Source organism: Streptococcus mitis, from assembly GCF_003942795.1.
Lineage (GTDB): Bacteria > Bacillota > Bacilli > Lactobacillales > Streptococcaceae > Streptococcus > Streptococcus mitis_BJ.
This window is the reverse complement of the sequence record NZ_RJNY01000026.1, coordinates 1-20,677: the sequence shown is the minus strand read 5'-3', so window position 1 is coordinate 20,677 and position 20,677 is coordinate 1. Positions and strand designations below refer to the sequence as shown.

Genomic DNA, 20,677 nt, shown 5'->3' with positions numbered 1-20,677 from the left:
ATTAAAATTAGCTCGGGTGGAGCGGGATTTAACACAAGGGGATTTGGCAGAAGCTGTAGGTGTTACTAGGCAGACTATCGGCTTGATAGAAGCAGGGAAATACAATCCTAGTCTCTCCCTCTGCCAGTCCATTTGCAGATGCTTAGGCAAAACTTTAGATCAATTATTTTGGGAGGAAGAAGATGAAGGATAGAAAAAAGCTTGTGATCAAAGATGAACGTACGGAAAAATTGGATGGAAAGATTTCAGGAGAAATTCTCTTGGGAATGTGCTTATTTTTGGCACTGGAAATTTTTGCCAAAGTTTATATTTTTAATTTAACGCTTCTATCCTATTTGCCAGAATTACTTTTATTGATCGAAGTTGGTTTGTATGCCATTATTCGCCGCATGTATGTAGGAATTGATATTCGAGATATTGTTGAGAATACTGGAAAAGAAAGAATTTTATCTGCTTTGGGATTTTCTATAGTGATTTTATTGATTGATATCGTAGGCAATCGCGAGGAACTGGTCAATCTATTGACTTGGAAGTACTCCCTAAAAGTGGTTCTAGCAGTTATCATCTATCTCGTTGGGAGTTTTTCTATGGATAGAGTTATCCTATACTTGAATCGCAGAAATCAGCAAGTTTGGGAGGAAGAAGATGAAAAATAGATTTTTTTATTATCAATTATTAGACGAAAGGGAAGAACAACTGATTAACAAAGCTGGGATAGAGTCTTTTAATGTGTTTATCGGGCTCATTCTGCTAAGTTATTTGGTGGCTGTATTAGCACCTGCTCTTTTTAATCCTAATATTCTTCTGGTTACCCTTCTTTTAGGAATTTTCTTCTTTTTCAATCGTGCACGACAACTTGGAGTGACCTACTATAGTCGTTTTCATTTTACAATTGTAGGGTGTTTGCTGGTAACTCTTGCTATTACGACTCTCTTGATGTTGCAGAATTATCAATTCAATATCGAAATTTATCAGCACAATCCTTTGAACTTCAAATACTTGTCTGCTTGGGCCATTACTTATTTGATTTATCTTCCTTGGGTTTTTATCGGCAATCTCGGCCTTAAAAGTTATGGAGAATGGGCTCAAAAAAAGTTTGAGCAAGATATGGATGAACTGGAGAATGGAGAATAGCTTGTTAGCTTTTTATCAATCTTGGTAAAATGTGTTATAATAGTACTAATTTATCGGATGGTGTGAAAGTGGTAGAATACGTTCATACCTTTGTAAAAAAGGAAGAAGGAAAACAGATGTATCCAGATGATAGTTTGACATTGCACACGGACTTGTACCAGATTAACATGATGCAAGTTTACTTTGACCAAGAAATTCACAATAAAAGGGCGGTCTTTGAGGTTTACTTCCGCCAGCAACCTTTTCAGAACGGTTATGCAGTTTTTGCTGGTTTGGAAAGAATTGTACATTATCTTAAAGACTTGCGCTTTTCAGATAGCGATATTGCCTACTTGGAGTCGCTTGGCTATCATGGGGCATTTTTAGACTACCTCCGCAATCTCAAGTTGGAGTTGACGGTTCGTTCTGCCCAGGAAGGGGACTTGGTTTTTGCTAATGAGCCGATTGTACAGGTTGAAGGCCCTCTTGCCCAATGTCAATTGGTCGAAACGGCTCTCTTGAACATCGTTAACTTTCAAACCTTGATAGCGACCAAGGCAGCACGTATTCGTTCAGTCATTGAAGATGAACCCTTGATGGAGTTTGGGACACGTCGTGCGCAAGAAATGGATGCAGCTATCTGGGGAACACGCGCAGCGGTGATTGGTGGTGCCAATGGAACCAGCAACGTGCGTGCGGGTAAACTCTTTGACATTCCTGTCTTGGGGACTCATGCCCATGCCTTGGTACAGGTTTATGGAAACGACTATGAAGCCTTCAAGGCCTATGCGGCAACCCACCGTGACTGTGTCTTTTTAGTAGATACTTATGACACCCTTCGCATCGGTGTGCCAGCTGCTATTCAGGTGGCGCGTGAACTGGGTGATCAGATTAACTTTATGGGTGTGCGGATTGACTCTGGAGATATTGCCTACATTTCCAAGAAAGTCCGTCAGCAACTGGACGAGGCTGGATTTACAGAGGCTAAGATTTATGCTTCTAATGACCTAGATGAAAATACTATCCTCAACCTCAAGATGCAAAAGGCCAAGATTGATGTTTGGGGTGTGGGAACCAAGCTGATTACAGCCTATGATCAGCCAGCTCTTGGGGCAGTTTATAAGATTGTAGCTATCGAAGATGAGAATGGTCAGATGCGCAATACCATCAAACTGTCTAATAATGCGGAAAAAGTGTCTACGCCAGGTAAGAAGCAGGTATGGCGCATTACCAGTCGTGAAAAAGGCAAGTCAGAAGGCGACTATATCACTTATGATGGTGTGGATGTGAGTGACATGACAGAAATCAAGATGTTCCATCCAACTTATACCTACATCAAAAAGACCGTTCGAAATTTTGATGCCGTTCCTCTCTTGGTGGATATTTTCAAAGAAGGAACATTAGTTTACAACTTGCCTAGTTTGACTGAGATTCAGGATTATGCCCGTAAGGAATTTGACAAGCTTTGGGATGAGTATAAACGGGTTCTCAATCCGCAACATTATCCGGTAGACTTGGCGCGTGATATTTGGCAGGACAAAATGGACTTGATTGACAAGATGCGCAAAGAAGCCCTTGGTGAAGGAGAAGAAGAATGAGTTTGCAAGAAACGATTATCCAAGAATTGGGTGTCAAACCAGTGATTGACGCCCAGGAAGAAATCCGTCGTTCCATTGATTTCTTAAAGAGATACCTGAAAAAACACCCCTTCCTTAAGACTTTTGTACTAGGGATTTCTGGAGGACAAGACTCAACCTTAGCAGGGCGTTTGGCGCAATTAGCTATGGAAGAAATGCGAGCAGAGACAGGAGATGACAGCTACCAATTTATCGCTGTCCGCCTGCCCTATGGAGTACAAGCTGATGAAGCAGATGCACAAAAAGCTCTTGCTTTCATCCAGCCAGATGTCAGCTTGGTTGTGAATATCAAGGAGTCAGCTGATGCCATGACAGCTGCAGTCGAAGCGACAGGAAGCACTGTTTCAGACTTCAACAAGGGGAATATCAAGGCACGTAGCCGTATGATTGCCCAATATGCTCTGGCTGGTGCCCATAGCGGAGCGGTCATTGGAACAGACCATGCTGCAGAAAATATCACAGGCTTTTTTACCAAGTTTGGTGACGGTGGTGCAGACATTCTCCCTCTTTACCGCCTCAATAAACGCCAAGGAAAACAACTCTTGAAGGAACTTGGTGCAGACCCAGCCCTTTATGAAAAAATCCCAACAGCAGACCTAGAAGAAGACAAACCTGGACTTGCTGACGAAGTTGCACTTGGAGTCACTTACAATGAAATTGATGACTACCTAGAAGGCAAAACCATCAGTCCAGAAGCACAAGCAACCATCGAAAACTGGTGGCACAAAGGCCAACACAAACGCCACCTACCAATCACCGTATTTGATGACTTTTGGGAGTAAAAACCTCCANTGGAGGTTTTTACCCTGAGCCTGGAAATGAGAAAGCGAGGAAGGTCCGGGGGACCTTTTCAGCCCGAGTCTAGAAATAAGAAAACGAGTCAGATTCGGTAACTCGTAGAGTTCGATTTTCCTTATCTCACCTCCGCAACGATGACTAGGTTTGAAAAAGCTTGGTAAAGCGCATTTCAAACCAGACAGCGACTGCGTCAAGGGACTAGATAAAACACTTGTTTCCTAGCTGTTACTGAGTATAGTCTTTTTACCCTGAACCTAGAAATGAGAAAGCGAGGAAGGTCCGGGGGACCTTTTTAGCTTGAGCCTTAAGCTTAGAAAGCGAGGTAACATTATGAAAGCAATCGGTACGCAAATATTACAGACAGAACGTTTGATCTTGAGAAGATTTGTGGAGAGTGATGCGGAAGCCATGTTTCAAAATTGGGCTTCGTCTGCTAAGAATCTGACCTATGTCACCTGGGATCCTCATCTTGATGTTGAGGTGACTAGAAATTCGATTCGAAATTGGGTTGCATCCTATCCCAATCCCAACTATTACAAATGGGCCATTTGTCTCAAAGAAAATCCTGAGCAAGTGATAGGAGATATCAGCATCGTTGAGATGAATGAGAAAGATTCAAGTTGTGAAATTGGATATATTTTAGGAAAAAACTATTGGGGTCGTGGTATGATGACGGAAGCCTTGAGAGCTGTGTTAGACTTTTGTTTTACTCAAGCAGGCTTTCAAAAAGTCAGAGCTCGTTACGCCAGTCTTAACCCAGCTTCAGGCCGTGTGATGGAGAAGGCTGGAATGTCCTATCTAAAAACTATTGCCAATGGTGTGGAGAGAAAAGACTACGTTGCGGACCTTATTTATTACCAGATAAGTAGGGAAGACAGGTGATTTCTTTTCTGTTTCTATCAAAGTCAGACCTTGTCTGGCTTTTTTTGTGCCAGATTTCTGAATAAACTGATTAAATTCCTATTTTTCCCTATCATTGTCCCTGTTTTTTCTGGAGTTTTGGAGCTATAATAGTCCTATCAAATCAAAGAATGGAGGAAGGCAATGGACAATGTATTCTTTTTTATCAGTGTTTTTCTTGCTGGAATTCTTTCCTTCTTTTCTCCTTGTATCTTACCCTTGTTGCCAGTCTATGCAGGGGTCTTACTTGATGACAAAGATGGTTCTCAGGTTTCCAGCGGAAAATTTTCAATCTCAGTCGTTAGTCTATTGCGAACTCTGGCCTTTATAGCAGGGATTTCTTTTATCTTTATCTTACTGGGTTATGGAGCTGGTTTTTTAGGCAATTTGCTGTATGCTTCTTGGTTTCAGTATGTGACGGGTGCGATTATCATTCTCTTGGGCTTGCACCAGATGGAAGTCTTACATTTGCAGGGGCTCTACAAGGAAAAAAGGCTACAATTAAAGAGACAGGGTCAAAACGCTAACGGCTATAGTCAGGCATTTTTACTGGGGTTGACCTTTAGTTTTGCTTGGACGCCATGTGTAGGGCCGGTTCTGGGGTCTGTTTTGGCCTTAGCGGCTTCAGGTGGTTCAGGAGCTTGGCAGGGAGCTGGTCTCATGTTGGTTTACACACTGGGTTTGGCGCTACCATTTTTGGTTCTAGCTCTCGCCTCCAGCTATGTTTTGAAACATTTTCGAAAACTCCATCCTTACCTCGGAACCCTCAAAAAAGTGGGTGGTTTCCTCATTATCCTGATGGGAATCTTGGTGCTTTTGGGAAATGCTTCTATTTTGACAAGATTATTTGAATAGAAAGGAAAAAGAAATGAAAAAATGGCAAACATGTCTCCTTGGAGTCGGTTCAATTTGTTGTTTGGCAGCCTGTTCGGCTAAAACTATGTCAGACGAATCTACTATGAAGGAGCAAACCAAAACAGAACAAGTCAGTTCGCAAACTGAGACTAAGGGTCAGGCGGTTGCTGATTTTGAACTGATGGGAGTAGATGGTAAGACCTATCGTTTATCTGACTACAAAGGCAAGAAAGTCTATCTTAAATTCTGGGCTTCTTGGTGTTCCATCTGTCTAGCCAGCCTTCCAGATACGGACGAAATTGCTAAGAATGCTGGTGATGACTATGTGGTCTTGACAGTGGTATCTCCTGGTCACAAGGGGGAGCAAGCAGAAGCGGACTTTAAGAACTGGTACAAGGGCTTGGATTATAAAAATTTTCCGGTTTTAATTGATCCATCAGGCAAACTTTTGGAAAGTTATGGTGTTCGTTCTTACCCGACTCAAGCCTTTATAGACAAGGAAGGCAAACTGGTCAAAACGCAACCAGGTTTTATGGATAAGGATATGATTTTAAAAGAATTGAAAGAAATGGGGTAGAGAAAGGCTATGAATGATAAAGTAAAATTGTTTGTCTTGGCAGGGGTCATTCTCCTAGTCCTAACCGGTTTCTATTTCCTATTGATACGAAATGCAGGGCAGATAGATAGCTCGCAAATTGAGAAAGCATCAGTTAGCCAAGGAGGAAAAACAGTGAAAAAAACAGAAATTAGTAAAGACGCAGACTTGCACGAAATTTATCTAGCTGGGGGATGTTTCTGGGGAGTGGAGGAATATTTCTCACGCGTGCCTGGAGTGACAGATGCCGTTTCAGGCTATGCAAATGGTAGAGGGGAAACAACCAAGTACGAATTGATCAACCAAACAGGTCATGCGGAAACCGTCCATGTTACCTATGATGCTAATCAAATTTCCCTCAAAGAAATCCTGCTTCATTACTTCCGCATCATTAATCCAACCAGCAAAAATAAACAAGGAAATGATGTGGGGACTCAGTACCGTACTGGTGTCTATTACACAGATGACAAGGATTTGGAAGTAATCAACCAAGTCTTTGATGAGGTGGCTAAGAAATACGATCAACCTCTGGCAGTTGAAAAGGAGGCCTTGAAGAATTTTGTGGTGGCTGAGGACTATCACCAAGACTACCTCAAGAAAAATCCAAATGGCTACTGTCATATCAATGTCAATCAGGCTGCCTATCCCGTTATCGATGCCAGTAAATATCCTAAACCCAGTGATGAGGAATTAAAAAAGACCTTGTCACCTGAGGAGTATGCAGTTACCCAGAAAAATCAAACAGAACGAGCTTTTTCAAACCGCTATTGGGATAAATTTGAATCCGGTATCTATGTGGATGTGGCAACTGGTGAACCCCTCTTTTCATCAAAGGACAAGTTTGAGTCTGGTTGTGGCTGGCCTAGTTTCACCCAACCAATTAGTCTAGATGTTGTCACTTACAAGGAAGATAAGTCTTACAATATGACGCGCATGGAAGTGAGAAGTCGAGTTGGAGATTCTCACCTTGGCCATGTCTTTACAGATGGGCCTCAGGACAAGGGTGGCTTGCGCTACTGTATCAATAGTCTCTCTATCCGATTTATTCCCAAAGACCAAATGGAAGAAAAAGGCTATGCCTATTTACTAGATTATGTCGATTAAGAAGTCTTTCCTAAGCAGTTAGAGGAGAATTTTGCTATACTGATACTAGTAAGTGGGAAAGGAGCAGAGCATGACCTACACAATCTTAATCGTAGAAGATGAGTATCTGGTTAGACAAGGCTTGACCAAGTTGGTCAATGTAGCAGCCTACGGTATGGAAATCATCGGTCAGGCTGAAAATGGAAGACAGGCTTGGGACTTGATTCAAAAGCAGGTGCCAGATATCATTTTAACCGATATCAACATGCCTCAGCTAAATGGCATCCAGTTGGCCAGTCTGGTACGAGAAACCTATCCTCAGGTTCACCTAGTTTTTTTGACAGGTTATGATGATTTTGATTATGCCTTGTCTGCTGTCAAACTCGGTGTCGATGACTACTTGCTCAAGCCCTTTTCTCGTCAGGATATTGAGGAAATGTTGGGGAAAATCAAGCAAAAACTAGACAAGGAAGAAAAAGAAGAGCAGTTACAGGATTTACTGATCGATAAGTTTGAGGGAAACCTGGCTCAGAAGATCCAGTCCCATCTGGCTGACAGTCAATTTAGTTTAAAGAGCTTGGCCAGTGAATTGGGCTTTAGTCCGACTTATTTGAGTTCCTTGATTAAGAAAGAGTTGGGCCTGCCTTTTCAGGATTATCTGGTGAGAGAGCGTGTCAAACAGGCCAAGCTCTTGCTTCTGACCACGGATTTAAAGATTTACCAGATAGCCGAAAAGGTTGGTTTTGAAGATATGAACTACTTTACTCAACGTTTTAAACAGATTGCAGGTGTGACACCTCGTCAGTTTAAGAAGGGGGAAGGTCGATGAAGCGTTCTTCTCTCCTAGTCAGAATGGTTATTTCCATCTTTCTGGTCTTTCTCATTCTCCTAGCTCTGGTTGGGACTTTCTATTATCAATCTAGTTCATCAGCTATTGAGGCTACTATCGAGGGTAATAGCCAAACGACCATTAGCCAAACTAGCCACTTTATTCAGTCTTATATCAAAAAATTAGAAACCACCTCTACCAGTTTGACCCAGCAGAAGGATGTGTTGGCCTATGCTGAGAATCCTAACCAAGACCAAGCCAAGGGAATCCGAGATCTGTTTTTGACTATCTTAAAGGCAGACCAGGACTTGAAAACGGTGGTACTGGTCACCAAATCCGGTCAGGTTATTTCTACAGATGACAGTGTGCAGATGAAAACTTCCTCAGATATGATGGCTGAGGATTGGTACCAAAAGGCTATTCATCAGGGAGCTAAGCCAGTTTTAACCCCAGCTCGTAAATCAGATAGTCAATGGGTCATTTCTGTTACTCAGGAACTGGTTGATGCAGAGGGGGTCAATCTTGGCGTACTTCGTTTGGATATTTCCTACGAAACTCTGGAAGCCTATCTTAACCAACTCCAGTTGGGTCAGCAGGGCTTTGCCTTTATCATCAATGAAAACCATGAATTTGTCTACCATCCTAAACGTACTGTCTATAGCTCAGCGAGTGAAATGGAGGCCATGAAACCCTACATCGAGACGGGGCAGGGCTATACGCTAGACCATCAATCCTACGTCAGTCAGGAAAAGATTGCAGGAACAGATTGGACGGTTATAGGCGTGTCTTCGCTGGAGAAGTTAGACCAGGTTCGGAGTCAACTCATGTGGACCTTGCTTGGTGCTAGTGCCTTATCTCTTCTTGCCTGTCTCTGCTTGGTGTGGTTCAGTCTCAAACGCTGGATTGCCCCTTTGAAGGATCTGAGAGAAACCATGCTGGAAATTGCTTCTGGTACACAAAATCTTCGTGCTAAGGAAGCTGGCGCCTATGAACTGAGAGAAGTGACTCGTCAGTTCAATGCCATGTTGGATCAGATTGATCAGTTGATGGCAGATGTGCGCAGGCAGGAAGAAGCGACCCGGCAGTATGAACTTCAAGCCCTATCAAGTCAGATTAACCCCCATTTCCTCTACAATACTTTGGACACTATCATCTGGATGGCTGAATTTCAGGATAGTCAGCGAGTGGTTCAGGTGACCAAGTCCTTGGCAACCTATTTCCGCTTGGCGCTCAATCAAGGGAAGGATTTGATTTCTCTTTCTGATGAAATCAATCATGTTCGCCAGTACCTCTTTATCCAGAAACAACGCTATGGTGATAAGCTGGAGTATGAGATTGATGAAGATCCTGACTTTGATAATTTAGTCTTGCCTAAACTGGTGCTACAACCCCTTGTAGAAAATGCTCTTTATCACGGCATTAAGGAGAAAGATGGACAGGGACATATTAAAGTTTCCGTCCATAAAAAGGATTCAGGACTAATCATCCGCATTGAGGATGATGGTGTTGGTTTCCAAGCTACTAGCGATAGTAGTCAAAGTCAGCTCAAACGTGGAGGAGTTGGTTTGCAAAACGTTGATCAACGCCTCAAACTTCATTTTGGAGACAATTACCAGATGAAGATCAATTCTGCACCCGAAAAAGGGACGGCGATTGAAATATACATCAATAAAATAGAAACAAGTTAGCTCCCAGTCTATTCTGGGAGTTTTGCTTTTAAAATTTCGATTGATTAGTTGGCCTTGATAAAATCAGTAAAAAAAGATATGATAGATAGTGACAAAAGAGGTATCAAGTATGAAGGAAAAAGACATTCAAAGAGCAACAAGCCAGATTGTAGAAGATGTATTAGAAAAGGCTAATTTGAAGCAAGGAGCTATCTTTGTTTTGGGCCTTTCTTCTAGTGAGGTGATGGGTGGTCAGATTGGCAAGGAATCCAGTCAAGAAATTGGGGAAATCATTGTGAAAACCATTCTAGATATCCTAGAGGGAAAAGGAATTCATCTAGCTGTTCAAGGTTGTGAACATGTCAATCGTGCCCTCGTTGTTGAACGTCAGGTGGCAGAGCAGTTTGGTCTGGAAATCGTCAGTGTCCTTCCGACTCTTCATGCGGGAGGTTCGGGTCAGCTAGCAGCCTTTAAGTTTATGCAGGATCCAGTTGAGGTTGAATTTATCAAGGCCCATGCTGGATTGGATATCGGAGATACTGCAATTGGCATGCATGTTAAGCATGTTCAGGTACCAATTCGCCCTCTTTTGAGGGAAATTGGGCATGCCCATGTAACGGCTCTTGCAAGTCGTCCAAAACTCATTGGAGGTGCGCGTGCGAAGTATCCACAAGATTCTATCAGAAAGTCGTAAAATCATTCTGTAGTAAAAGAAAAACAATTCGGTTTTTAATTTCTGAAAAGCAAAAGACAGAGGAAACAACGGTATAGATACCATGACTTCCTCTGTTCTTTTTTGTTGAATTTTTGTGTAAAGTGCTCCAAATAAGATCAGTTTTTACAAGAAGAAGGGGTGCTATCTGATGGATAATTGCCAAAAGTAGAAAAAAGCAACTTAGAGAAGATTTTCCGTTATAGAAATCAGTAAACAAAGCTGGATTTAGCTGTTCTAGGTCGGCTTTTTTGTGCTATACTTAAGGTATGCATAGAAAAACAGTGATTGATTTTAGAGCTTTGGGGGAGAGATACACTTTTACCCAGCCTATAAAAGAGTTGAAAACGAGAGATTTGGCAGAAGTGATAGACTTGCTGGCACAAGTGGAAAGCTACCAAGAGCAAGGCTATTATGTGGTGGGCTACGTCAGTTACGAGGCCGCTCCTGCTTTTGAGGAAAAACTAGCAGTTCACAAGCTTCCTCTACTGGGCGAATATTTGCTTTACTTTACCGTTCATGATAGGGTGGAAACATCCCCTATTCCTCTGACTTATGAGGAAGTAGATCTGCCTTCAAAGTGGCAGGAAGTAACGTTTGCAGCAGACTATGAAAAAGCTATTTCCCAGATTCACCATCATTTGCGTCAGGGGGACACTTATCAGGTAAATTACACTGTCCAACTCAAGCAAGACTTGAGTGCCAATCCTTTTGCCATCTACAATCGCATGGTGGTAGAACAGGAGGCGGGCTACAATGCCTATGTTGAACATGATGAGATGGCAGTGATTTCCATGAGCCCAGAGCTCTTTTTTGAGCAAAATGACCGAGAATTAACGACTCGCCCAATGAAAGGAACAACCCAGCGTGGAGTGACTGACCAAGAAGATCTTGCCCAAGCTAGCTGGCTAGAACAGGATCCTAAAAATCGCTCTGAAAACATGATGATTGTGGACCTCTTGCGCAACGATATGAACCGTATTTCTGAAGTGGGCAGTGAGCATGTAGAACGTCTGTGCCAAGTGGAGCAGTATTCAACTGTTTGGCAAATGACGTCGACCATCAAGAGTCAGTTACGACCGGATGTGGACCTGGTTACCATTTTTCGCTCTCTCTTTCCTTGTGGTTCCATAACGGGAGCACCGAAAATTGCGACCATGGAAATCATCAAGGATTTGGAGCCCCAACCTAGAGGAGTTTACTGTGGAACGATTGGTCTCTTGCTTCCAAATGGGCGACGAATTTTCAATGTCGCCATTCGAACCATTCAACTGCATCAAGGGAAAGCCATCTATGGAGTGGGTGGTGGCATTACTTGGGATAGTACTTGGCAATCTGAATACCGAGAGGTTCATCAAAAGGCGGCTGTTCTCTATCGTAAACAAGCACGTTTCCAATTGATTACAACTGGGAGAATCAGCCAAAAACAACTGTTGTTTGAAGATCAACATCTGGAAAGACTGACAAAGGCGAGTCGTTATTTTGCCTATCCTTTTGATTCAGAAGAACTGAGACAAAAGATAGAGGAAGAGTGTCAAGCTTGTGATTCCCACCAAGACTACCGTTTGCGAATTAGTCTCAGCAAATCTGGAGAGATGAAACTCAGTCGCCAAATCTTAACACCCCTCAGTCCAAGTTTCTGCAAAGCCAAACTTTGTCTGCAAGAAGTAGATTTGAATCAATCATTTACCTACTTTAAAACAACTCATAGACCGCATTTGAGCCTAGGGGAGCAGGAGAAAATTTACCACAATAAGTCAGGAGAACTGCTTGAGACCTCCATTGGAAATCTGGTTCTGAAAATTGCCGGAAAACTCTATACACCGCCTATCAGACTAGGAATTTTGCCAGGAATTTACCGTCAGCATTTGCTAGGAAAAGGACAGGCAGAGGAAAAAGTTCTGACTGTGCCAGACTTGGACCAAGCAGAAGCTATCTATGGCTGTAACGCAGTCAGAGGTTTGTATGAGTTGGAAGTGAATTCTAAATAAACTTTATAAATCAAAAAATATAATGGATATGTTGAATTGTTGGATTAAGTTTGATAAAATAAGAGGAAAACGATGTCATTTTATGGGAGGAAATGATGAAAAAAACAGTTCTTTTTAAAGCTGGTATAGCTAGCTTTTCTGCGTTGATGATGCTCGCTCAACCGACTTTTGCTAATGATACAATTCACTTTTCAAATTGTACAGAAGCGTGGGAAAATGGTTATTCTGATATCCATAGAGGAGAGCCTGGATATTCTTCAAGACTAGACAAAGATGGTGATGGAGTTGCCTGTGAACGCTCAAAAGCTCCTCGAGGTGTTTTTAAACCACGCCAATCTAGTCCACAGAATAGAGTTTCTTCTAGTGGATGGGTTAAGCAGGATGGATATTGGTATTATTCTGACAATGGTAATCCAGTAACAAATTCTTGGAAAGGAGATTACTATCTCAAATCAGATGGGACAATGGCTCAGAGTGAGTGGATATACGACTCATATTACAAAGGATGGTATTATCTTAAATCGGATGGTTCGTATGCACGAAACACATGGATAGGAAGTTATTATCTAAAACCAAACGGAAAGATGGCTCAAAGTGAATGGATTTATGATTCATCATACCAAGCTTTTTATTATTTGAAATCAAATGGATCTTATGCCAAAAATGCTTGGCAAGGCGCTTTTTATCTCAAAGCGAACGGTAAAATGGCACAAGGTGAGTGGATTTATGACTCTTCTTATCAATCCTGGTACTACTTGAAATCAGATGGTTCATACGCTCGTAATACTTGGCAAGGAAATTACTATTTGAAATCAGATGGTAAAATGGCAAAGAATGAGCGAGTTGATGGTGGCAGATACTACGTAGATGGTTCTGGCCTTTGGAAACCATAAATCAGAATAATTTCTAGGAAGTTAATGCAAACCTTTGCACAAAACAGACGATTCTGTTATACTATATCTGTAAGCATTTTCAATTAAAAAGGAGAAGACGATGAGTCAAAAGATTATTGGGATTGACCTTGGTGGAACATCTATCAAATTTGCAATTTTAACTCAAGAGGGAGAAATCCAAGAAAAATGGTCTATCAAGACTAACATTTTGGATGAAGGAAGCCATATCGTAGATGATATGATTGAGTCTATTCAACATCGTTTGGACTTGCTTGGATTGTCAGCTACGGACTTCCGAGGCATTGGAATGGGATCACCTGGTGTGGTTGACCGTGAGAAAGGAACTGTTATCGGTGCCTACAACCTAAACTGGAAAACCCTTCAACCGATTAAAGAAAAGATTGAAAAAGCCTTGGGCATTCCATTCTTCATCGATAATGATGCCAACGTAGCTGCTCTTGGTGAGCGCTGGATGGGCGCTGGTGACAACCAACCAGACGTTGTCTTTATGACACTTGGTACCGGTGTTGGTGNCGGTATCGTGGCAGAAGGCAAATTGCTTCACGGTGTTGCTGGTGCTGCTGGTGAGCTTGGTCACATCACTGTTGACTTTGACCAACCAATCGCATGTACCTGTGGTAAAAAAGGCTGTCTTGAGACAGTTGCTTCAGCAACAGGGATTGTCAACTTGACTCGTCGTTATGCTGATGAATACGAAGGCGATGCGGCCTTGAAACGCTTGATAGACGACGGTGAAGAAGTAACAGCAAAAACTGTCTTTGACCTTGCAAAAGAAGGGGACGACCTTGCTTTGATCGTTTACCGTAACTTCTCGCGTTACTTGGGAATCGCTTGTGCCAATATCGGCTCAATCCTCAATCCTTCAACAATCGTTATCGGTGGTGGGGTGTCAGCTGCGGGAGAATTCCTTCTACAAGGCGTGCANAAGGTTTATGATGAAAATACCTTCCCACAAGTACGCACATCCACTAAATTGGCTCTTGCAACTCTAGGAAATGACGCTGGAGTTATCGGAGCAGCATCACTTGTATTGCAATAAAATAGATTGATAATAGAGCTTGGTTATCCATCAAGCTCTTTTTTTAAAGTCGAATAAAACGAAATAGGTTTTAATTTTGGGAAGGAATCGCTAAATGGACACATCAAAACAACCCATGCTTGAATTAGCCTTGTCTATCGCGACGGAAGCTCATAGAGGACAATTTGATAAGGCAGGGATAGATTATATAGAACATCCAATTTTTGTTGCGAGCCAAGTTGATTCTGAAGAAGAGAAAGCAGTGGCTCTACTACATGATGTTATTGAGGATAGTTCCGTTACTGCTGAAGAGTTACTAAATGCGGGTTTACCAGAGACAGTAGTTACAGCCGTTCAGATTTTGTCAAAGAAAAAGGGACAAGACTATCAAACCTATATGAAAACTGTGAAATCCAATCCTCTTGCGAGAGCCGTAAAATTAGCTGACTTAAAACATAATTCAGATTTATCGAGACTTGAGACTATTACTGACAAGGATTCGGAACGATTAGAAAAATATAAAAAGGCCATTGATTATCTGAGTATGTAGAAAAGATTTTTTATGCTATACTAGTTAGGACAATAAATGAGGTGAGAATAAATGACAAAAGCAGATACGATTTTTAAAGAAAATATAGAACGAATTTTTAAGGAAGGTGTCTTTTCTGAGCAGGCACGTCCTAAGTATAAGGATGGGACAGTTGCCAATTCCAAGTACGTAACGGGTGCCTTTGCGGAGTATGACTTGGCCAAGGGGGAATTCCCCATTACAACCTTGCGTCCCATTGCGATCAAATCAGCTATCAAGGAAGTACTTTGGATCTACCAGGATCAGTCTAATAGCCTAGAAGTGCTGAATAGCAAGTACAATGTTCACTACTGGAATGACTGGGAAGTGGGAGATACGGGAACCATTGGTGAACGCTACGGTGCGGTCGTTAAGAAACACGATATCATTAATAAGATTCTCAAGCAGTTGGAAGCCAATCCCTGGAACCGTCGCAATATCATTTCACTCTGGGATTACCAAGCATTTGANGAGACAGACGGCCTCCTTCCATGCGCCTTTCAGACCATGTTTGATGTCCGTCGCGTTGATGGGGAAATCTATCTAGATGCGACCTTGACTCAGCGTTCTAATGATATGTTGGTGGCCCACCACATTAACGCTATGCAGTATGTGGCTCTTCAGATGATGATTGCCAAGCATTTCGGCTGGAAGGTTGGGAAGTTTTTCTATTTTATCAACAACCTTCATATCTATGATAATCAGTTTGAACAAGCAGAGGAATTGCTCCGCCGTGAGCCGTCAAACTGCCAACCACGTTTGGTTTTAAATGTTCCTGATGGGACCAATTTCTTTGATATCAAAGCGGAAGACTTTGAGTTGGTTGACTATGATCCAGTTAAGCCACAGTTGAAGTTTGACCTAGCTATTTAATACTCTTCGAAAATCTCTTCAAACCACGTCAGCGTCGCCTTACCGTAGATATGGTTACTGACTTCGTCAGTTCTATCTACAACCTCAAAGCAGTGCTTTGAGCAACCTGCGGCTAGCTTCCTAGTTTGCTCTTTGATTTTCATTGAGTATAAAAGAAAATAAAAAGAAGTTGAGATTTCTCAACTTCTTTTGTATATTAATGTGATACGCGACGGCGAGCTGCTTTTTTGCGGTTTTCTTCGATGAAAGCTGCTTTTTGCTCTTCTGGCTCAATCACTTTCTTTTTAATTGCGTATACTGCACCTGCAACGGCAGCGACAGTGCCTGCGACACCTGTTACAAGACCTTTAGCGAATCCTTTAGCCATGAGTCTTCCTCCTTTATCTTCCCGAACAGTCAGGCTCCTCAAGAGGTAGCATTTTTCTGACTGACCTTTTTGTGATATAATAATAGTAACGAAAAAATGGGAATTTTTCAAGGAAAAAAGATGAAAACAAAAATAATTGTGATTGTTGGACCGACTGCTGTTGGGAAGACAGCCCTGGCTATTGAAGTGGCCAAGCGCTTTGGTGGAGAGGTGGTCAGTGGCGACAGTCAGCAAGTTTATAGAAGGTTAGATATTGGGACGGCCAAGGCTAGCCCAGAGGAGCAAGCTGTTGTTCCTCATCATTTGATTGATGTCAGAGAGGTGACCGAGTCTTACTCGGCTTTTGATTTTATTTCAGAAGCTAAGAAGGCTATTGAGGATATTCATAACCGTGGTAAACTAGCTATTATCACGGGTGGTACAGGGCTTTATATCCAGAGTTTGCTGGAAGGCTATCATCTAGGTGGGGAGACTCCCCATGAGGAGATTTTGGCTTATCGAGCTAGTTTGGAGCCTTATTCAGATGAGAAATTAGCTCATATGGTGGAGCAAGCAGGCCTTGCAATTCCCCAGTTTAACCGTCGTCGTGCTATGCGTGCCTTGGAAATTGCCCATTTTGGTCAGGATTTGAAAAATCAGGAAAGTCCTTATGAACCACTGATTATCTGCTTGGACGATGAACGCAGTCAGCTTTATGAGCGTATCAATCGCCGAGTGGATCTGATGTTTGAGGCTGGTCTTTTGGATGAGGCCAAGTGGCTTTTTGATTATTATCCAGATGTACAGGCTGCTAAAGGCATTGGCTACAAGGAACTCTTTCCTTATTTCCGTGGGGAGCAAACTCTTGAGGAAGCGAGCGAGAGTCTCAAGCGGGCGACGCGTCGTTTTGCCAAGCGTCAGCTGACCTGGTTCCGTAATCGCATGCAGGTCACCTTTTATCAGATAGGAGAGCCTGGCGTGCAGGACCGCATTTTAAGCCAGATTGAGGAGTTTTTACATGATTGAAACGGAGAAAAAAGAAGAACGAGTCCTGCTCATTGGTGTTGAACTGCAGGGCATGGACAATTTTGACCTCTCCATGGAAGAGTTGGCCAGTCTGGCTAAGACAGCTGGGGCAGTCGTAGTCGATAGCTACAGACAAAAACGGGAAAAGTATGACTCCAAGACCTTCGTCGGATCTGGTAAGTTGGAAGAAATCGCTCAAATGGTAGATGCAGAAGAAATTACCACTGTCATTGTCAATAACCGTCTGACACCACGGCAAAATGTCAATCTAGAGGAAGTTCTGGGTGTTAAAGTTATTGACCGTATGCAGTTGATTCTGGATATCTTTGCTATGCGGGCTCGAAGCCATGAAGGAAAACTTCAAGTGCATTTGGCCCAGCTTAAGTACCTCTTACCTCGCTTGGTTAGTCAGGGAATTATGCTCAGCCGTCAGGCAGGGGGAATTGGTTCCCGTGGTCCTGGTGAAAGCCAGCTGGAGCTGAACCGTCGTAGTGTTCGCAACCAAATCACAGATATCGAACGCCAACTCAAGGTGGTTGAGAAAAATCGGGCGACAGTCAGAGAAAAGCGTCTGGAGTCGAGTACCTTTAAGATTGGTTTGATTGGTTACACCAATGCTGGGAAATCAACCATCATGAACACCTTGACCAGTAAGACCCAGTACGAAGCAGACGAGCTGTTTGCGACTCTGGATGCGACAACTAAAAGCATCCATCTGGGAGGCAATCTACAGGTGACTTTAACTGATACGGTTGGCTTTATCCAAGATTTACCGACTGAATTGGTATCCAGTTTCAAGTCGACTTTGGAAGAAAGCAAGCATGTGGATCTACTAGTTCATGTCATCGATGCCAGCAATCCTTATCACGAGGAGCATGAAAAAACGGTTCTGTCTATCATGAAAGACTTGGATATGGAGGATATTCCTCGTCTGACCCTTTATAATAAAGCGGATTTAGTGGAGGATTTCACGCCTACCCAAACGCCGTATGCCCTCATTTCTGCCAAGTCTGAGGATAGTCGTGAGAACTTGCAAGCATTGTTTTTGGAGAAGATCAAGGATATTTTTGAAGTCTTTACCCTGCGCGTGCCCTTTTCTAAGTCTTACAAGATTCATGATTTGGAAAGTGTAGCGATTCTGGAAGAGCGCGACTATCAAAATGACGGGGAAGTGATTACAGGCTACATTTCTGAGAAAAATAAATGGAGGTTAGAAGAATTTTATGACTGATATTAAAACGTTGGCTCTAAAATATGGGGGCTATACAAGTCTGGATAAGGTCTATCTAGATCAACTTCTAGCTGGCAAAACAGAGCAAGAGCAGTTGGCACTTATCACACCTCCTCCGAGTGTAGTCAATGCCTACTTTGCTGAACTCTACCAGAAAAAGAGTCCTGAAGCTGCGACGGATTATTTTTCAGAAGTCAGTCAGGAACTGAACCTCTACAATACTAAGCCAAGTTTCACCTTTGAAAACAAGCCCTTTATTCGTCTTAATCTGTCTGGTAAATCCTTTGGGTTTTGCTATGAGAGTGAGGGCTTGGGGCGAATTTTCTCTGAAAATGAAGAGGAAATCTCGAATGACTTGCTTTTTGAGATTGCGCAAATTTTCCCCCATCAACTCGTCTTTGAAGAGTCTGGAAAGATTTACATGAAGGCTGTAGGGGGCGAGGAAGTTGTTAGCGTGGAAAGTCTCACAGCCTTGACAGATTTAGAAAGTTTGGCTGATGGTCGCAAGCGTCTCAAAGGATACAGCCAAGAGGATTTACTGCAAGAAGCTGTTGCTTTTTCTGGTAAGCGCTATTTCCGCTCGGAAAACCGCACAGCCATGTTATATATTGATTAATTAGAAAGTATCGAATGGATATTCAATTTTTAGGAACAGGGGCTGGTCAGCCCTCTAAAGCCCGCAACGTCTCAAGTCTCGCCCTGAAACTCTTGGATGAGATTAACGAAGTTTGGCTCTTTGACTGTGGAGAAGGAACGCAAAATCGCATTCTGGAAACCACGATTCGACCACGTAAGGTCAGCAAAATCTTTATCACCCACCTGCATGGAGACCATATCTTTGGCTTGCCAGGCTTCCTTTCTAGTCGTGCCTTTCAGGCCAATGAAGAGCAGACAGATTTGGACATCTATGGACCTCAAGGAATCAAGTCCTTTGTCTTAACCAGTCTACGTGTGTCGGGTTCTCGTCTGCCTTACCGCATTTATTTTCATGAGTTTGACCAAGATTCTCTAGGGAAAATCCTTGAGACCGATAAATTCACTGTGTATGCAGAGGAGCTGGACCACACTATTTTCTGTGTTGGCTATCGTGTCATGCAAAAGGACTTAGAAGGTACCTTGGATGCTGAAAAACTTAAGGCAGCTGGTGTCCCATTTGGCCCGCTTTTTGGAAAAATCAAAAACGGTCAGGATGTTGTTTTGGATGATGGGACTGAAATCAAGGCGGCAGACTATATCTCAGCTCCCCGTCCAGGTAAGATTATCACTATTCTTGGTGACACCCGAAAAACCAATGCCAGTGTGCGTCTAGCTGTCAATGCCGATGTCCTTGTCCATGAGTCGACTTATGGCAAGGGTGATGAGAAGATTGCCCGCAATCACGGTCACTCAACCAATATGCAGGCAGCACAAGTAGCAGCAGAAGCAGGTGCTAAGCGCCTCTTGCTCAATCATATCAGTGCTCGTTTCCTCTCAAAAGATATCAGCCAGCTCAAGAAAGATGCAGCAACTGTTTTTGAAAATGTTCATGTGGTCAAAGACTTGGAAAAAGTGGAAATTTAGAAGATTGAGAAAGGATAAATATGTCTACAATTCTCATTACAGGTGCTAGCGGTGGCTTAGCCCAAGAAATGGTCAAACTCTTGCCAAATGACCAACTCATCTTACTAGGTAGAAACAAGGAAAAACTAGCCCAACTATATGGAAATCATTCTAATGTAGAATTGATTGAAATCGACATTACTGATGACTCAGCCCTAGAAGCTCTGGTAGCTGACCACTATCTCCATTATGGCAAGATTGATGTCTTGATTAACAATGCTGGATATGGAATTTTTGAAGATTTCGACCGGATTTCTGACAAAGACATTCACCAGATGTTTGAGGTCAATACCTTTGCTCTGATGAATCTGTCTCGTCGTCTTGGAGCCCGCATGAAAGAAAACCGAAAAGGCCATATCATCAATATCGTCAGCATGGCAGGTTTGATAGCGACTAGCAAGTCCAGTCTTTACTCAGCGACCAAGTTTGCGGCTATTGGATTTTCAAATGCTCTGCGCCTCGAACTCATGCCCTATGGTGTCTATGTAACGACGGTCAATCCAGGTCCAATCCGCACAGGATTTTTTGACCAAGCAGACCCAGATGGGACCTACCTCAAGTCGGTTGACCGCTTTCTCTTAGAACCAGATGCAGTCGCTAGAAAGATTGTCAAAACCATAGGAAAAAACAAACGGGAACTCAATCTCCCAGTTTTGTTGAACCTAGCCCATAAGTTTTATACTCTCTTTCCTAAGTTAGCTGATAACTTGGCAGGGGGAATCTTTAATTATAAGTAAAAAAGTTCCTTACAAAAGGAACTTTTTTATAATGGCTCTTTGTCAACTGTAGTGGGTTGATGAAAAGCTATACCCTGGAGAGGACCAAATTGGTTCTCTCCTTTTTGATGTTCAAAGCAATGAGAATTCTAGTTTTAAAGTTGTCAAAGTTCCGAAAGCCAAAAGCATTTCGCTTGATGACTTTG

Annotated in this window: 23 protein-coding genes; 22 read left to right on the top strand and 1 reads right to left on the bottom strand. The window is 42.6% G+C overall.

Going from position 1 to position 20,677, the window contains the following annotated elements:
- From D8847_RS09455 to D8847_RS09375, 17 genes are all read left to right on the top strand, one after another.
- Positions 1-193, top strand: a 193-nt coding sequence (locus tag D8847_RS09455; protein WP_142999095.1) for a helix-turn-helix transcriptional regulator, incomplete at its 5' end; no start/stop codon positions are given.
- Positions 183-656 (top strand): DUF6773 family protein, encoded by a 474-nt coding sequence (locus D8847_RS09450; RefSeq protein WP_125841383.1) that lies wholly within the window; start codon positions 183-185, stop codon positions 654-656. The genes D8847_RS09455 and D8847_RS09450, both read left to right, overlap by 11 nt.
- Positions 646-1,134: a DUF6773 family protein gene (locus tag D8847_RS09445; RefSeq protein ID WP_125841382.1), complete on the top strand. Its 489-nt coding sequence runs from the start codon at positions 646-648 to the stop codon at positions 1,132-1,134. The genes D8847_RS09450 and D8847_RS09445 overlap by 11 nt, the downstream gene beginning before the upstream one ends.
- Before the next feature lie 116 nt (positions 1,135-1,250).
- Positions 1,251-2,711, top strand: a complete 1,461-nt coding sequence (locus D8847_RS09440; protein WP_125841381.1) for a nicotinate phosphoribosyltransferase — start codon at positions 1,251-1,253, stop codon at positions 2,709-2,711.
- Positions 2,708-3,532: an ammonia-dependent NAD(+) synthetase gene (nadE, locus tag D8847_RS09435; RefSeq protein WP_125841380.1), complete on the top strand. Its 825-nt coding sequence runs from the start codon at positions 2,708-2,710 to the stop codon at positions 3,530-3,532. The genes D8847_RS09440 and nadE overlap by 4 nt, the downstream gene beginning before the upstream one ends.
- A gap of 346 nt (positions 3,533-3,878) precedes the next feature.
- Positions 3,879-4,430: a GNAT family N-acetyltransferase gene (locus D8847_RS09430; protein WP_125841379.1), complete on the top strand. Its 552-nt coding sequence runs from the start codon at positions 3,879-3,881 to the stop codon at positions 4,428-4,430.
- Positions 4,431-4,592: 162 nt separating this feature from the next.
- Positions 4,593-5,303: a thiol-disulfide oxidoreductase-associated membrane protein CcdA2 gene (gene ccdA2, locus D8847_RS09425; RefSeq protein WP_125841378.1), complete on the top strand. Its 711-nt coding sequence runs from the start codon at positions 4,593-4,595 to the stop codon at positions 5,301-5,303.
- A gap of 13 nt (positions 5,304-5,316) precedes the next feature.
- Entirely contained in the window at positions 5,317-5,880 is a 564-nt protein-coding gene (locus D8847_RS09420; RefSeq protein ID WP_125841377.1) for a redoxin family protein, read from the top strand.
- A 9-nt stretch (positions 5,881-5,889) separates the two neighbouring features.
- Positions 5,890-7,002: a peptide-methionine (R)-S-oxide reductase MsrB gene (gene msrB, locus D8847_RS09415; protein WP_125841376.1), complete on the top strand. Its 1,113-nt coding sequence runs from the start codon at positions 5,890-5,892 to the stop codon at positions 7,000-7,002.
- Positions 7,003-7,072: 70 nt separating this feature from the next.
- Positions 7,073-7,810, top strand: coding sequence for a response regulator transcription factor (locus D8847_RS09410; RefSeq protein ID WP_125841375.1), 738 nt, complete (start codon positions 7,073-7,075; stop codon positions 7,808-7,810).
- Positions 7,807-9,498, top strand: coding sequence for a cache domain-containing sensor histidine kinase (locus D8847_RS09405; RefSeq protein WP_125841374.1), 1,692 nt, complete (start codon positions 7,807-7,809; stop codon positions 9,496-9,498). The genes D8847_RS09410 and D8847_RS09405 overlap by 4 nt, the downstream gene beginning before the upstream one ends.
- Positions 9,499-9,607: 109 nt before the next feature.
- Positions 9,608-10,171 (top strand): TIGR01440 family protein, encoded by a 564-nt coding sequence (locus D8847_RS09400; protein ID WP_185757954.1) that lies wholly within the window; start codon positions 9,608-9,610, stop codon positions 10,169-10,171.
- A gap of 287 nt (positions 10,172-10,458) precedes the next feature.
- On the top strand, positions 10,459-12,180 hold the full coding sequence (gene pabB / locus D8847_RS09395) for an aminodeoxychorismate synthase component I (RefSeq protein WP_125841372.1): 1,722 nt from the start codon (positions 10,459-10,461) through the stop codon (positions 12,178-12,180).
- Between the two features lie 95 nt (positions 12,181-12,275).
- Complete coding sequence (locus D8847_RS09390) at positions 12,276-13,073, top strand: excalibur calcium-binding domain-containing protein (protein WP_185757953.1); 798 nt, start codon at positions 12,276-12,278, stop codon at positions 13,071-13,073.
- 100 nt (positions 13,074-13,173) lie between these two features.
- The gene (locus D8847_RS09385; RefSeq protein ID WP_125841370.1) at positions 13,174-14,133 is read left to right on the top strand and encodes an ROK family glucokinase; all 960 of its coding nucleotides are present in this window, start codon (positions 13,174-13,176) and stop codon (positions 14,131-14,133) included.
- A 94-nt stretch (positions 14,134-14,227) separates the two neighbouring features.
- Complete coding sequence (locus D8847_RS09380; protein WP_125841369.1) at positions 14,228-14,662, top strand: HD domain-containing protein; 435 nt, start codon at positions 14,228-14,230, stop codon at positions 14,660-14,662.
- 51 nt (positions 14,663-14,713) lie between these two features.
- On the top strand, positions 14,714-15,553 hold the full coding sequence (locus D8847_RS09375) for a thymidylate synthase (protein WP_125841368.1): 840 nt from the start codon (positions 14,714-14,716) through the stop codon (positions 15,551-15,553).
- Positions 15,554-15,749: 196 nt separating this feature from the next.
- Here D8847_RS09375 and D8847_RS09370 read toward each other — a convergent pair whose 3' ends face one another.
- A complete protein-coding gene (locus tag D8847_RS09370) occupies positions 15,750-15,920 on the bottom strand; it encodes a DUF3042 family protein (protein WP_001051782.1) in 171 nt (56 codons plus the stop codon).
- Between the two features lie 120 nt (positions 15,921-16,040).
- Between D8847_RS09370 and miaA the strand changes: the two genes are divergently transcribed.
- From miaA to D8847_RS09345, 5 genes are read left to right on the top strand one after another with little or no spacing between them, the layout of a single operon-like run.
- Positions 16,041-16,925 (top strand): tRNA (adenosine(37)-N6)-dimethylallyltransferase MiaA, encoded by an 885-nt coding sequence (miaA, locus tag D8847_RS09365; protein WP_125841367.1) that lies wholly within the window; start codon positions 16,041-16,043, stop codon positions 16,923-16,925.
- Positions 16,918-18,156: a GTPase HflX gene (hflX, locus tag D8847_RS09360; RefSeq protein WP_125841366.1), complete on the top strand. Its 1,239-nt coding sequence runs from the start codon at positions 16,918-16,920 to the stop codon at positions 18,154-18,156. The genes miaA and hflX overlap by 8 nt, the downstream gene beginning before the upstream one ends.
- Entirely contained in the window at positions 18,149-18,772 is a 624-nt protein-coding gene (locus D8847_RS09355) for a cystathionine beta-lyase (RefSeq protein ID WP_125841365.1), read from the top strand. Before hflX ends, D8847_RS09355 begins: the two co-directional genes overlap by 8 nt.
- A 14-nt stretch (positions 18,773-18,786) precedes the next feature.
- On the top strand, positions 18,787-19,716 hold the full coding sequence (gene rnz / locus D8847_RS09350; protein ID WP_125841364.1) for a ribonuclease Z: 930 nt from the start codon (positions 18,787-18,789) through the stop codon (positions 19,714-19,716).
- 20 nt (positions 19,717-19,736) lie between these two features.
- Positions 19,737-20,492, top strand: coding sequence for an SDR family NAD(P)-dependent oxidoreductase (locus D8847_RS09345; RefSeq protein WP_125841363.1), 756 nt, complete (start codon positions 19,737-19,739; stop codon positions 20,490-20,492).
- The last annotated feature ends 185 nt before the right edge of the window (positions 20,493-20,677 follow it).